The 12,297-nt window shown below is 65.1% G+C and carries 15 protein-coding genes; 9 read left to right on the top strand and 6 right to left on the bottom strand.

All coding sequences use genetic code 11. The annotated features are described in order from the left end of the window. The first annotated feature begins 32 nt into the window (after nucleotides 1–32). The 5 genes from I6F37_RS07310 to I6F37_RS07330 all read left to right on the top strand — a co-directional run bounded on the left by I6F37_RS07310 (nucleotide 33) and on the right by I6F37_RS07330 (nucleotide 4,304). On the top strand, nucleotides 33–659 hold the full coding sequence (locus I6F37_RS07310; protein WP_035999764.1) for a pilus assembly protein PilZ: 627 nt from the start codon (nucleotides 33–35) through the stop codon (nucleotides 657–659). A gap of 97 nt (nucleotides 660–756) precedes the next feature. After that, nucleotides 757–999, top strand: coding sequence for a hypothetical protein (locus I6F37_RS07315; protein WP_035999767.1), 243 nt, complete (start codon nucleotides 757–759; stop codon nucleotides 997–999). A gap of 295 nt (nucleotides 1,000–1,294) precedes the next feature. After that, the gene (locus tag I6F37_RS07320; protein ID WP_035999770.1) at nucleotides 1,295–2,335 is read left to right on the top strand and encodes a PrsW family glutamic-type intramembrane protease; all 1,041 of its coding nucleotides are present in this window, start codon (nucleotides 1,295–1,297) and stop codon (nucleotides 2,333–2,335) included. A 70-nt stretch (nucleotides 2,336–2,405) separates the two neighbouring features. Next, a complete protein-coding gene (locus I6F37_RS07325; RefSeq protein ID WP_035999772.1) occupies nucleotides 2,406–2,984 on the top strand; it encodes an HdeD family acid-resistance protein in 579 nt (192 codons plus the stop codon). A 234-nt stretch (nucleotides 2,985–3,218) separates the two neighbouring features. Beyond that, nucleotides 3,219–4,304 carry a 3-deoxy-7-phosphoheptulonate synthase gene (locus I6F37_RS07330; protein ID WP_035999789.1) on the top strand — a complete coding sequence of 362 codons (1,086 nt, stop codon included), beginning with the start codon at nucleotides 3,219–3,221 and terminating at the stop codon, nucleotides 4,302–4,304. Nucleotides 4,305–4,366: 62 nt separating this feature from the next. Here the strand turns inward: I6F37_RS07330 and I6F37_RS07335 are convergent, their stop codons facing one another. From I6F37_RS07335 to epmA, 3 genes are all read right to left on the bottom strand, one after another. Next, complete coding sequence (locus I6F37_RS07335; protein WP_035999808.1) at nucleotides 4,367–4,621, bottom strand: hypothetical protein; 255 nt, start codon at nucleotides 4,619–4,621, stop codon at nucleotides 4,367–4,369. A gap of 68 nt (nucleotides 4,622–4,689) precedes the next feature. After that, nucleotides 4,690–5,784, bottom strand: coding sequence for a lysine-2,3-aminomutase-like protein (locus I6F37_RS07340; protein ID WP_035999791.1), 1,095 nt, complete (start codon nucleotides 5,782–5,784; stop codon nucleotides 4,690–4,692). Next, nucleotides 5,781–6,833, bottom strand: coding sequence for an EF-P lysine aminoacylase EpmA (gene epmA, locus I6F37_RS07345; RefSeq protein ID WP_035999793.1), 1,053 nt, complete (start codon nucleotides 6,831–6,833; stop codon nucleotides 5,781–5,783). The genes I6F37_RS07340 and epmA overlap by 4 nt, the downstream gene beginning before the upstream one ends. A gap of 162 nt (nucleotides 6,834–6,995) precedes the next feature. On the opposite strand from epmA, the gene efp reads away from it, so the two are divergent. The 3 genes from efp (at nucleotide 6,996) to I6F37_RS07360 (ending at nucleotide 10,276) form a co-directional block, all read left to right on the top strand. Next, nucleotides 6,996–7,562: an elongation factor P gene (efp, locus tag I6F37_RS07350; RefSeq protein ID WP_028136595.1), complete on the top strand. Its 567-nt coding sequence runs from the start codon at nucleotides 6,996–6,998 to the stop codon at nucleotides 7,560–7,562. Between the two features lie 45 nt (nucleotides 7,563–7,607). Next, nucleotides 7,608–9,209: a peptidase M23 gene (locus I6F37_RS07355; RefSeq protein WP_035999796.1), complete on the top strand. Its 1,602-nt coding sequence runs from the start codon at nucleotides 7,608–7,610 to the stop codon at nucleotides 9,207–9,209. A gap of 80 nt (nucleotides 9,210–9,289) precedes the next feature. After that, on the top strand, nucleotides 9,290–10,276 hold the full coding sequence (locus I6F37_RS07360; RefSeq protein ID WP_035999800.1) for a DUF808 domain-containing protein: 987 nt from the start codon (nucleotides 9,290–9,292) through the stop codon (nucleotides 10,274–10,276). A gap of 29 nt (nucleotides 10,277–10,305) precedes the next feature. Here the strand turns inward: I6F37_RS07360 and I6F37_RS07365 are convergent, their stop codons facing one another. Continuing rightward, nucleotides 10,306–10,809: a cupin domain-containing protein gene (locus tag I6F37_RS07365; protein ID WP_225146769.1), complete on the bottom strand. Its 504-nt coding sequence runs from the start codon at nucleotides 10,807–10,809 to the stop codon at nucleotides 10,306–10,308. A 21-nt stretch (nucleotides 10,810–10,830) separates the two neighbouring features. Next, nucleotides 10,831–11,310, bottom strand: coding sequence for a carboxymuconolactone decarboxylase family protein (locus tag I6F37_RS07370; protein ID WP_225130391.1), 480 nt, complete (start codon nucleotides 11,308–11,310; stop codon nucleotides 10,831–10,833). 54 nt (nucleotides 11,311–11,364) lie between these two features. On the opposite strand from I6F37_RS07370, the gene I6F37_RS07375 reads away from it, so the two are divergent. Then, entirely contained in the window at nucleotides 11,365–11,883 is a 519-nt protein-coding gene (locus I6F37_RS07375; protein ID WP_225150783.1) for a MarR family winged helix-turn-helix transcriptional regulator, read from the top strand. Between the two features lie 35 nt (nucleotides 11,884–11,918). Here the strand turns inward: I6F37_RS07375 and I6F37_RS07380 are convergent, their stop codons facing one another. After that, on the bottom strand, nucleotides 11,919–12,170 hold the full coding sequence (locus tag I6F37_RS07380) for a hypothetical protein (RefSeq protein WP_035999836.1): 252 nt from the start codon (nucleotides 12,168–12,170) through the stop codon (nucleotides 11,919–11,921). Between the last annotated feature and the right edge of the window lie 127 nt (nucleotides 12,171–12,297).

Here is a 12,297-nt window from a genome sequence, read left to right on the forward strand (position 1 = left end):
ACGGCAATCACCCGAACCCCCGGTCAGCGCTCATGTCCGTCGCAGACTTCCTGAGGCAGCGAGCAGTGGATGTTACGGTCAGCGGCAGCTACTCGCTGCCCCGCTGGTACGATTGCGAGGGCAAGCTCCGCAGCTTCGCCTGCCGCACCAAGCGCGTCTCGCCGTTCCGGATGATCGTGGACGTGCCCGTGGTCGGCAAGGTCGGCGAGCGCTTGACCTCCTACTTCGAGGATTTCGGCGAATTCCAGGGCACCATCAGCGCGACGCTGAAGGCGGGCTTCCTGATGGAGCTCGAGATGACGCGGGCGCGGCGCGCCTGGATGTCGGAAAAGCTGACATGGCTCGAGAAGAAGCAGAAGGATGTCAATGTTCGGGACCTGCGGCGTGACGCGCGTTTCGTTCCACAGGTCTCGCACACCGTGCTGACCCTCGCGGACGGCAGCTGCCATCCCTGCTTCATCATCGACGTCTCGACGGCCGGCGTCGCGGTGTCCTCCGAGTATGATCCGGTGGTCGGAACCCCGCTTGCGGTCGGCGCCTGTGTCGGGCGGGTGATCCGCAAGTTCGAGCACGGCTTTGCGGTCAAATTCGCCGAAAAGCTGGACCGCGACGACCTCGTCCGCCTGATCGTCCGCACGCCCTTGCTGAAGTCGGCCTGAATTCGCCGCCCTATAGCGGCCCCAATGCCGGATCAGCTTTTGCAGGTCTGTGCCTCGGGCCGGACGTCATTTTGCAGACTTGCGATCGGGGGACCGAATGGCAGTCGACAAGATCACCTGGGACAGGGTCGGCCGGGTCACCGAGCCCGGACGCTACATGTACACGTTCGGTTGGCTCACCATCACCGCCGGCGATCTCGAAATCTGGAAACGATACCCGCAGGCCGCGTTCACGCTGCTGGCGCAGAGTTCCGGGTCGCCCGAGTCCGCCGGCGAGGAATTCCATCTCGGCGCCTTCGACGTCGCACCCGACGCGCCGCCCGCGATCACGACGCACTGACTAGACTAAGGCCAGCAGCCGGCACGCTGCGCAGATGCGCCAAGAATCGAGGAATCCCGCGCATTTCCTTGAGCTCGCTTGCAAATCTCGATCCGCAGCGCACCGGGCAATCGTTGCGGTGACTGGCGAGCTTCTGCCATCATGCGATTGATTGCGCTCGTATTCTACTCCCCACAATGAGCCCGGATGAACGGCAGCTGTCGCGCACCTTCACGGAGCCGACAGCCGGCGCATGACACATGGTCGCATCGGAGAACGTAGATAAGCGGATCAAGGGAACTTATTTTCGGCGCCAATGTACCTGATCGAAGCGCTCCCCACCGTCGTTGGAACTGCCGCTATCGCCCCGGCGCTGCTGTTGCTCTGGCTCGTCATCGCTGCCGAGGAACGCCCGGGGCCGCCGGCCCAGGTCTGGACCGCATTCCTGTTAGGGGCGGCGAGCATTTCGCTCCTGGGCCTCGCCCGCGCCCCCTTCGCCAAGATGATCGCCGCCCCCGACGATCCCTGGGCGGCGCTGGCGATGCATTCGATCTTCGGCGTCGCGCTGCCCGAGGAAGCCGTCAAGGTGCTCGCCATCGTGCTGGTCTCCTCGACCAAGCGACGCACCTTTGCCAATCCGATGGACACCGTGGTCTACGGCGCCGCGGTCGGCCTCGGCTTCGCCGCCTACGAGAATCTCGCCTATCTGGTCCAGCACGCCGACATGTGGCGCTCGCTTGCCGCGCTGCGCAGCGTCCTGACCGTGCCGTTCCACGGCGCGCTCGGCATCATCGCCGGCGCCTACCTGACCATCGCGCGCGCCGGCACGGCGCTTGGCGCAAACCGCCACCATCGCGATTGGGCCCGTCTTTCCAGCCGGCTGTTGATCTTCGGTGGCCCGCTCGCGCTTCATACGGCCTTCGACTTCCCGCTGCTGACGCTCCAGCGCATGCCCGATCTCGATCCGACACTCCGCATGTGGTTGGGCGCTGCAAGCCTGTTGATCGGCTTCGGCTCGATCGCCTTCGCCATCCGCCTGGTCCGGCGCGTCGCGCGCCACCACGCGCCGCGAACCGATGTCGCGCGCGAGCGGCTCAGCCAGCTGCGCCGGATGTGGGCGCTGCTGCTCGCCGGCGGCGGCATCGGGTTCGTCGGGCTCGCCTTCGTCCTGACCTCGATCCATCACTGGCTGATCAACCCCGAGCGCAACCTGACGCTGGCGCTGATTCCGATCGGTTTCGTCTCGATCCTGCTCGGCCTTGCGCTTCTGATTGTCACATCGGCTATCTACATTCTCGGCCGCAACCGCATTCGCACCAACGCGGAAGGCTTTTCGTCGGCGCCCGGCGGCACTTGATCCAACGCATGGCGAACGCGCGACAGGCCCACTAGATTGGGACGCAATCCTCTCGTTCCGGAGCCAGACGATGACATCGCCCGAGGAATTTGCCCGCCTCCAATCCGAGATGAACCAGGCGGTCAAGGCGCACTGGAAGGCTTTTCTGTTCGAAGGGATCCTGCTTGCCGTCCTCGGCATTGCCGCGCTCGTCCTGCCGCCGCTCGCCAGCCTTGCGACCGCGATCTTCCTCGGCTGGATGTTCCTGATCGGCGGCATCGGCGGACTGATCGCGACCTATTGGGCGCGCAGCACGCCGGGCTTCTGGTGGTCGCTGATCTCGGCTGCGCTCGCTGTGCTCACCGGCCTGCTGCTGCTGGCCCGGCCGATGCAGGCCGTGCTGACGCTGACCATCGTGCTCGGCGCCTATTTCCTCGCCGAGGGCGTCGCCACCATCATGTACGCGCTAGAGCACCGCCGTGAGCTCAGCGGCCGCTGGTCGTGGCTGCTGATCTCGGGCCTCGTCGACATCGCGATCTCGTTCATGGTGATCACGGGACTGCCGAGCTCGGCGGAGTGGGCCATTGGCGTCCTCGTCGGCATCAACCTGCTGTTCGGCGGCGCCACCCTGATCGGCATGGCGCTGGCGGCACGCAATGGCAACACCTGAGGCGCCTCGTCGCTCCACATTCTGATTGGGGGGTGACAAGGCGCCAGCGGCACGCTATATGGCCTTTCCATGATCACCGTCGCCACCAGCTATTTTTGGTACTTTAGCTACGACAGCTCGCTGGCGGTAGGAGGATCGCGCTCAATCTGAAACATTGCAGCAAACGTCCGAACAGCCGCCCGACCTGGCGGCTTTTTTATTGCCGGCAGGTTCTAGAACAGACAGGAGCCCGCCGTGCTGAGCACGACCGACGATCTTCGTATCCGCGAACTGAAAGAGCTGAGCACGCCGGAAGAGGTGATGCGGGAAGTCCCGCGCACGCTCACCGCGACGCGTGTGGTGATGGCCGCGCGCAACGCCATCCATGCCATCCTGAGCAATCAGGACGACCGCCTTCTGGTCGTCGTCGGCCCCTGCTCGGTGCATGATCCCAAGGCGGCGCTCGACTATGCCGAGCGGCTAGCAAAGCTTCGCGAGGATCTCGCCGATCAGCTCGAGCTCGTGATGCGGGTCTATTTCGAGAAGCCCCGCACCACGGTCGGGTGGAAGGGCCTCATCAACGATCCCGACCTCGACGGCAGCTTCGACATCAACAAGGGGCTGCGGCTCGCGCGCAACGTGCTCGCGGCGGTGAACAATCTCGGCCTGCCCGCCGGCACCGAGTTCCTCGACATGACGACGCCGCAATACATCGCCGACCTCGTCTCCTGGGCCGCGATCGGCGCGCGCACGACCGAGAGCCAGATCCATCGCGAGCTGGCGTCGGGGCTGTCCTGCCCGGTCGGCTTCAAGAACGGCACCGACGGCAATGTGCGGATCGCGGCCGACGCGGTGAAATCAGCCTCGCATCCCCATCATTTCATGGCTGTCACGAAGCTCGGCCGCTCGGCGATCGCCTCGACCGCCGGCAACGAGGACTGCCACATCATCCTGCGCGGCGGAGCTGAACCGAACTACGACGCGGCAAGCGTTGCGGCGGCCTGCAACGAATTGACCAAATCCGGCGTTGCCCCGCTGGTGATGGTCGATGCCAGCCATGCCAATTCGAGCAAGAAGCCGGAGAACCAGCCGCTGGTGATGGCCGATATCGCCCGTCAGATCTCGGGCGGCGAGAGCCGCATCATGGGCGTGATGATCGAGAGCAATCTCGTCGCCGGCCGGCAGGATGTCGTACCGGGCAAGCCGCTCACTTATGGGCAGAGCATCACGGACGGTTGCATTGACTGGGCAACGACGTCGAAGACGCTCGAGCAGCTCGCCGACGCGGTCGAAATCCGCCGCAACATCCGGCGCGCCGGACTGCACGAGCGATCAGCCTGACGGATGGCCGAGCTTGGGATGGCTCATTCCTCACCTCTCCCCGACGGGGAGAGGTGAAAGCCTCAGCAGCCGCGGCAGATGCTCTTGATCTTCTTGTCGAGCGCCTGGTTTTCCTTGCTGAGCGGATCGTTGGGATCGCTCAGATTCTTCTCGCTAGGCACATCGCTGGCACGCGGCTGGCGATGACCGACCGGCGCCGGCAACACCGACCCGGACGATGCGCCGCTTGAGGTCGATCCCTTGGAGCCGCCGGTCTGCGCAACAGCCGCGCCGCCAAGCAAGACCACGAGCGATACTGCCAGCATGATCTTCGTCATGTCCATTTCTCCATTCTCAAATCAGCGTCCAGGCCCAGCACTCAAGTCAGCGTCGATGCCATCGCCACTCATGCCTCGGGCGGATAGAGATGAACGTCGCCGCAATAGTCGACGATACGATAGCGCGTTTCTGATTCCGCTTCACTTGTCTCGTTTGCGGTATTTTTCACCGCCGACACGTAATTCGGACCCACCGGCGACTTGCCGGCACCGCCGGGAATGTCGATGACATAGTCCGGCTGACACAGGCCCGACACCCGCCCGCGCAACTGCCGCATCAAGGCCTGCCCCTCTGCCAACGTCGTGCGCAGATGCGCCGTTCCCGGGGCGAGATCGCCGTGGTGCAGATAATAGGGCTTGATCCGGCATTCGACGAAAGCTCGCATTAAATCCGAGAGAGCGGCGATGTCGTCATTGACGCCGCGCAAAAGCACGGACTGGCTCACCAGGGGAATTCCAGCATCGACGAGCCGCGCGCAGGCATCGCGCGCGGCCCCCGTCAGTTCGCGCGCGTGATTGGCGTGTACCGCGACCCAGGTGGCCGCGCCCGCAACCTTCAGGGCTGCAACCATCTCCGCGCTGACGCGCGCTGGTTCGGCCACCGGGACACGGGTGTGGAGACGGATGATCTTGACGTGATCGATGGCCGCAAGGTCAGCCATGATCTCGCTCATCCGCCGGGGCGACAGCATCAGGGGATCGCCGCCGGTCAGGATCACTTCCCAGATCTCGTCATGCGACCGGATGTAGTCGATCGCGGTGCGATAGGCGCTCTCCGACAGCGCATTCTCCTTGCCGGGCCCGACCATCTCGCGGCGGAAGCAGAAGCGGCAATAGACCGCGCAGACGTGCACGAGCTTGAACAACACCCGGTCGGGATAGCGGTGCACGATTCCCGCCACCGGCGAATGCGGGTGATCGCCGATCGGGTCGGCATTCTCGCCCGGCTGCGCCTCGAGCTCGGCCGAAACAGGAACGAACTGCCGCGCGATGGGATCGTCGGGATCCGTCGCGTCGATCAGCCCGACCAGATCCGGCGTGATCGCCACAGCATAGCGCGCGGCGACGCGTTCGAGCGCCGGCAGCGCCGATGCGGGGACCAGGCCCTCGGCTACCAGCTCGGCAGGTTCGCGCAGAGTGCGTGCAAGGTTCGTCTTTGTCATCTCTCATCCGCAGGCGGTGTCCACACCACCTGATCAATTCGTGTGGCGCCGCTCGCCAGCATCACCAGCCGGTCGAAGCCGAGCGCGACACCGCTCGCCTCCGGCATTGCGGCGACCGCCGCCAGAAAATCCTCGTCGAGCGGATAGGCTTCGCCGTAGCGGCGCTGCTTCTCCGTCATGGATTCCGTGAAGCGTTTGCGCTGCTCCCCGGCATCGGTCAGCTCTCCAAAGCCGTTGGCGAGCTCGACGCCGCAGGCATAGACCTCGAAACGTTCGGCGACCCTCGGATCGTCCGTCTTCACCCGCGCCAGCGCCGCCTCTGGAGATGGGTATTCGAACAGGATGGTCAAACGCCCCTGCCCCAGATGTGGCTCGACGTGTTCGACCAGCACCTTGCTGAAGATGTCGGACCAGGTGTCATCCTCGGCGACACGGACCTTCCCGGCTGCCGCAGCGGCAAGCGCCGCACGGTTACCCTCGCCGCCCGAGATTGTCGACAGCAGGTCGATGCCGGCGAACTGCGCGAAGGCGCCCGCGACCGTCAGGAGCTCCGGCTCGGCGAAGGGATCGGCGGTTCGGCCGCGGAAGGAGAAGGTCCCGATCCCGGTCGCCTGCGCCGCCCGAGCGATCACGACGACGCAATCGGCCATGATGGCATCATAGGGCGCTCCCGCCCGGTACCATTCCAGCATGGTGAACTCGGGCAGATGCAGGTCGCCGCGCTCGCGGTCCCGGAACACCCGTGCGAACTCGAAAATCCGCGTCTCGCCCGCCGCCAGCAGCTTCTTGCAGGCGAATTCGGGCGAGGTGCGCAGGTATCGGCTGGCCCGGCTGCCGTCGGGCCGCATGATCTCGGTCCGGGGGGCGTGCAGATGGGTCTCATTGCCCGGAGAGACCTGGAGAACGGAGGTTTCGACCTCCACAAACCCCTGTTCGGCGAAAAACCCCCGCAAAGCTCCGGTCACGGCGGCCCTGGCCTGGAGGAACGGCCGTCGGTCGAGGTGGCGCGCGGGCGACCAAAACGGCGACATCGGCTTGTCCCCAGCCATCAACCGACCGCCCCAGCCGGCAGCAAAATGCTGGCATCCAACGGCAAAATCAGTATGTTGCGGCCCGAAACGGGTGCCGAGGTCCGAATTGAGGCCCCAAGTCCCCCAGCAATTCGACCACGTCCTGGCTGGTGCCGGGCCAAGCAAGCAGGAAATACAGCTTTGAGAGTCATCGCCAGTTCTATCCGCAAGGGCAACGTGATCGAGCAAGACGGCAAGCTCTATGTCGTCGTGAGCGCCGAGAATATCCATCCCGGCAAGGGAACCCCGGTCAGCCAGATCGAAATGCGCCGAATCTCGGACGGGGTAAAGATCTCGGAACGCTACAAGACCACCGACCAGGTCGAAAAGGCCACCATCGAAGAGCGCAACTACACCTTCCTTTACGAAGATGGCGATGGCTACCACTTCATGAACCCCGAGACCTACGACCAGGTTCAGGTTTCCAAGGACGTCGTCGGCGACGCGGCCGCGTATCTTCAGCCGGACATGACCGTCAAACTGTCGATGCATGACACCAATCCGGTGTCGATCGCACTGCCGCAGCGCGTGACGCTGGAAGTGGTGGAGACCGAGCCGGTGACCAAGGGCCAGACCGCCTCCTCCTCCTACAAGCCGGCGGTGCTGTCCAACGGCGTGCGCACCACCGTGCCGCCGCACATCTCGGTCGGCACGCGCATTGTGGTGATGACCGAAGACGGCTCCTACTCCGAGCGTGCTAAGGACTAAACGAGCCATCGAGGATCGGAACAGGTACCGCCGGGGGGCGAAGCAGTGGGCAGGAACAGTCTCCGCTTCGTCTCGCTTCTCCTGGCGTTGCCGTCGCTCCTCGTTGCTGCACCGATCGCTGCGGATGAATTCCGCAGCCCCTCGCTGACGGCCCTGCGCATCGAGTGGCGCGCGGCGCTCGACCAGCTTCGCAGCGAGATCAACAGCCGTCCCCAGATTGCGGGCGACTTCATCTTCGCACCGCGCCGTTCGGTACCGCGCTACGATCCGCGCGCGATGCCGGCACTGGTGCAGCTCAACGCGGTCTCCTCGCGCTTCTTCACCGGCATTACCCGAAGTCCCGTCCCCGTGCTGCTGCCGTTCGACGCCGCCGCGTATCTCGACGCGCAGCGCAGCGGCGCGCCGGCGACGCTCGCGCTGTCGCGCTACCAGGCCGACTTCAATCCCGTCGACATGTTCGATGCCGGTCCTGCCGGCTACAGCGCGACCTTCTCGCTCGAGCCCGGCGCCGGTGACGGCATGCCAAGCCGGGTGTACGCAAAGCCCGTCGAGGTGCAGATCACGGGCTCGGCGCTGATCTACGACATCGCCGATCCGGCCGGGGGCAAGGGCGAGCCAGTCAAGCCGCTCGCCGCAACCTACCCGGATCTGCGTAGGTTCATCCGGGAAGGCTATGTGCGCTACGCCTTCACCCGCTTCGGCGCCACCTATGTGGTCTCGATCCAGTGCCTCGACAGTGTCGCGAGGCCACGGCGGCTCGCCTGCAAGGAGGCCTATCCGGTCGCCGAGCGCTTCCTGAAGGCGCTGCGCGTCGCAGGGGGCCAGCGCATGCGGCCCCTGGCGGACGTTGCCTCCAACATTATCGACCGCCCCGCGGTGCGTTCACCGGATTTCAGCTACCGGCCGAGCGGCGACATCATTCCGAACACCGGCTACCGCAAGCAGGGCGGTCATCCCGACGCCATGGCCTATGCCCAGATCCGCTTTCCCTTGGAGAAGGCGCCCGCCTTCGTGCGCTCCCAATCCTTCGGCAAGCGCGACAAGAGCGAAGGCCCGACCGCTTATCCCTGGCGCGACAATTTCTGCGAGTCGCGTAGTTTCGAGGTGTGGCAATGCGGCGGAGGTTACGGCCACCAGGGCGAGGACATCCGCGCCGCCGACTGCCCGCCACCCGGCGAAGCCCGCGAGCCCTGCGATTCCAAGCGGCGCGGCGTCGTCGCCGTGCGTGACGCGATCGTTATCCGTGGCGCCAAGGACCAGGCCGCAACGCTACAGGTCAATAGCCGCACCGAGCACATCCGTTTCCGCTACATGCACATGAATCCGCATGCGATGAACGCCGATGGCGTCATCAACGGCCGCATCGTCACCGAAGGCGAGAAGATCGGCGTGATCTCGAACTACCTCGACCGTCCCGCCGGCACCTCGATGCACCTGCATTTCGACGTCCAGGTGTTCACCCGCGATGGCTGGATCTGGGTCAGCCCCTACGCGACGCTGGTCTCGGCCTATGAACGGCTGATCCGCGCGCGCGGCCGCGAGATCGGCCCGGAGATCGCGGTCACGGCGCAGCCGGTGGCCCATGCGCTGCCGGAAGACGTGCTCAAGCCTGACCTGCGCGAGGGAGCGGGCGGCGAGGAGAACTGACAGCGTGCTGGTTCGTTGCTGGAGCGGGCAGGACGCATCTGGTCGCGCACTCCCCCGCTCGAACGAAGAAGGATGAGTTGATGAGTGTCGGACTGATCGGTCTTCTCGACGATATCGCGGGGATCGCAAAGGTGGCTGCAGCCTCGCTCGACGATGTCGCTAGCCAGGCAGCCAAGGCAGGCACAAAGGCGGCTGGCGTGGTCATCGACGATGCGGCGGTCACGCCGAACTACGTCATCGGTTTCGCTTCGAAACGCGAGCTGCCGATCGTCGGCAAGATCGCGGTCGGATCGCTACGCAACAAGCTGCTGATCTTGCTGCCGATTGCCCTGCTGCTCGGCTATTTCCTTCCCGCTGCGGTCACGCCGCTGCTGATGCTGGGCGGCGCCTTTCTCTGCTATGAAGGCGCCGAAAAGGTGCTCGAAGCCGTGATGCCGCATCATGCGCACCAGCACGAAGCTCAGCTCGAGCCGATTGCGTTGAATGCCCAGTCGGTCGAGGACGAGAAGGTCGCTGGCGCCATCAAGACGGATTTCATCCTGTCGGCGGAGATCATGGCGATCACGCTGGCGGCCCTCCCGGCGGGCAGCATCTGGACGCAGGCGCTGGTGCTGGCGCTGGTCGGCCTCTTCATCACCGTTGGTGTCTATGGCGTGGTGGCCCTGATCGTGAAAGCGGACGATGCCGGCATCGCCCTCGCGCGGTTCGACGGCGCCTCGCTCGCCGGCGGCGCGATCCGATTGCTTGGGCGCGCGCTCGTCCGCGGCATGCCCGTTTTCCTGGCGGTGCTGAGCACGATCGGCACCGCCGCCATGATCTGGGTCGGCGGTGGCATCATCCTGCACGGCATCGAGAAGTACGGCCCACCCGCGATCGGCCACACGGTCCATGCCATAACCGAGGCTGCCGCACATCTCCTTCCATCCGTTGCCGGCATCGTCGAATGGTCGGTCGAGGCAGCCATCTCGGGTGCGCTTGGACTGCTCGTCGGCGCAGTCGCCATTCCGGTCGTCCAATACGGACTCGCGCCGGCCTGGAAGCGGTTGAGGCGATCGCGATCGGCCTGAGCACGGCCATTGCGGATGATGCGCGCAGCCTATTCCAGGAACGTCGTCAGTTGCGCGCCCTCATCCGCCACGAACACCGCGATCAGTTCCGCCGGCTCGGTCATGCTGGCATTGGCCGAGACCAGATGCGTCGAGCCTGGCGGTTCGAAGAAGGACTGGCCGACGCCGAACGTCTCGACCGGGCCGCCGCCGAGCTGCGAGCGGATCTCGCCCTTGGTGATGTAGGCGGTAACGGAGCCGGAGTGACGATGCGGCCGCGAAAACCCGCCTGGACCATAGGACACGCGCACGATGGTAACGCGCTTGCCGGGCACGTTCGGAAGCGCGTAGGAGCCGATCGGCTCGACCTTGTCGAGCGGCGAGCCTTCCGCCGCCGTCGCGCAGAGCGGCGCGAGGGCGCTGGACACGCTGTCGATCGTCACCGGCAGAGCTTTGCCGATTGCCAGCGCGCAGACTAATCCTGCGATGACGGCGAACGCTGTCGAACGTGACGGCAACGGGTACTGCAGGGCCGAAAGGCTCATGGCTGTCATCGTGATTTTCCCCTCTCTCCGTCAGGACGAAGCTGCAACGGCGGCCGCCGGCCGCTGTGCAGGCGTCCAGCGAAACGCCGCGCCAAACCGGTTCCAGACGTTGATCGAGGCGACCGCCGAGGTCAGGTACGTCAGTTCAGTCTCGGAGAATTCGCCGGACGCTTCCGCGTAGACCTCCTCGCTGACACCGTCCGGCAGACAGGTCAGCGCCTCGGCCCAGGCGAGCGCAGCCCGCTCGCGCGGCGAAAAGATCGGCGCCTCGCGCCAGACCGCGAGCAGATGAAGCTTGTCGAGGGGAACACCGATCCGTTCCGACAGCAGGACGTGGTGTTGCACGCAGAACGCGCAGCCGTTGATCTGCGAGGCGCGCAGCTTGACCAGCTCGAGCAGCTGCTTGTCGAGGCCGGCCTTGGCCGCAAGCTGGCCCAGCGCCAGCACCAGATCAAACGCATCGGGCGCGATCCGCTTGAAATCCTCGTATTCGCTGCGGGCGTGTGCCATTGCCATTCACCTCGGCTTATTATAAGAGCTCGAATTCATTATAAGAGCTCTTATATGTCGCGCAAGACGAATGTCATGACATTGCAATCGGGCCGCAAGGCCGTTGCAGCCGGCGCGGTGCATGTCCCGGCACCGGGCGAAGGCAAGCGCGGCGAGCAAGGCTATCTCGGCTACTTGCTGCGCCAGGCCCACGCCGCGGTTCGCCTGACGATGGAGCGCACGCTCGCCGATCTCGGCGTGACCTCGCCGCAATTTGCGGTGCTGACGATGCTGAACGCCTATCCGGGCTTGTCGGGGGCCGATGTCGCCCGTCTCACCTTCCTGACGCCCCAGACCGTCGGCGTCATCATCCGCAATCTCGAGCGCGACGGCGCGATTGCGATGACGCCTCATCCCGTTCACGGCCGCATCCAGCAATGGACGCTGACGCCGCGAGGCGCGACTCTTTTGAAGGCGTGCCGGCAGCGTGTGCTCGAATTGGAGAAGCGCCTCGCTCGCAATTTGGATTCAAGGGCGGAAACCACGATCCGGCGTTGGCTTTCCGGAATCGCGGCTGACCTTAAGGAGGACTAGGCGGCCGGCATTCGCGGCTATCGTGGCCCTTGGTGCTACCCGCCTTTCAAGGCGTTCTTGACTGCGCCGTCCGGCCAGCTCTCGTCGGCCGCGATCACCCGCACGCGGGTCTGGTCGGCGGGATTGACCAGCACGTGCGAATTCACCCGCTCACCGCTCGGCTCCAGACGCAGATCGGTTTCGGGCTTCCAGCTCAGCGTCGTCGCGAGGTCGCCGGGAAAGATCTTCCATTGCGATCCGTCGTCGAGTTCGACGATATGGCTTTCGGCATGCGTGCGTATCTTCATTCCACCCCGACGATTCGATGAACCAGGAAGGCCGGCCGTACCAGGACCGACTCTTCTCCTCCTGACGTGGGAGGAATGCGGGAGTGCGGCACTTGTTCCGGTGGGAACGACCGACGGGGTCGGGCCG

It is taken from the genome of Bradyrhizobium sp. NBAIM08 (assembly GCF_020193935.1).
In the GTDB taxonomy this organism is placed as follows: Bacteria; Pseudomonadota; Alphaproteobacteria; order Rhizobiales; family Xanthobacteraceae; genus Bradyrhizobium; species Bradyrhizobium yuanmingense.

Bases quoted from the DNA above. Each gene is read 5' to 3' on its own strand.
- I6F37_RS07310 (WP_035999764.1), top strand. From the start codon at position 33: ATGTCCGTCGCAGACTTCCTGAGGCAGCGAGCAGTGGATGTTACGGTC.
- I6F37_RS07315 (WP_035999767.1), top strand. From the start codon at position 757: ATGGCAGTCGACAAGATCACCTGGGACAGGGTCGGCCGGGTCACCGAG.
- I6F37_RS07320 (WP_035999770.1), top strand. From the start codon at position 1,295: ATGTACCTGATCGAAGCGCTCCCCACCGTCGTTGGAACTGCCGCTATC.
- I6F37_RS07325 (WP_035999772.1), top strand. From the start codon at position 2,406: ATGACATCGCCCGAGGAATTTGCCCGCCTCCAATCCGAGATGAACCAG.
- I6F37_RS07335 (WP_035999808.1), bottom strand. From the start codon at position 4,621: ATGACGAAGATCATGCTGGCAGTATCGCTCGTGGTCTTGCTTGGCGGC.
- I6F37_RS07340 (WP_035999791.1), bottom strand. From the start codon at position 5,784: ATGACAAAGACGAACCTTGCACGCACTCTGCGCGAACCTGCCGAGCTG.
- epmA (WP_035999793.1), bottom strand. From the start codon at position 6,833: ATGGCTGGGGACAAGCCGATGTCGCCGTTTTGGTCGCCCGCGCGCCAC.
- I6F37_RS07360 (WP_035999800.1), top strand. From the start codon at position 9,290: ATGAGTGTCGGACTGATCGGTCTTCTCGACGATATCGCGGGGATCGCA.
- I6F37_RS07365 (WP_225146769.1), bottom strand. From the start codon at position 10,809: ATGACAGCCATGAGCCTTTCGGCCCTGCAGTACCCGTTGCCGTCACGT.
- I6F37_RS07370 (WP_225130391.1), bottom strand. From the start codon at position 11,310: ATGGCACACGCCCGCAGCGAATACGAGGATTTCAAGCGGATCGCGCCC.
- I6F37_RS07375 (WP_225150783.1), top strand. From the start codon at position 11,365: ATGTCGCGCAAGACGAATGTCATGACATTGCAATCGGGCCGCAAGGCC.
- I6F37_RS07380 (WP_035999836.1), bottom strand. From the start codon at position 12,170: ATGAAGATACGCACGCATGCCGAAAGCCATATCGTCGAACTCGACGAC.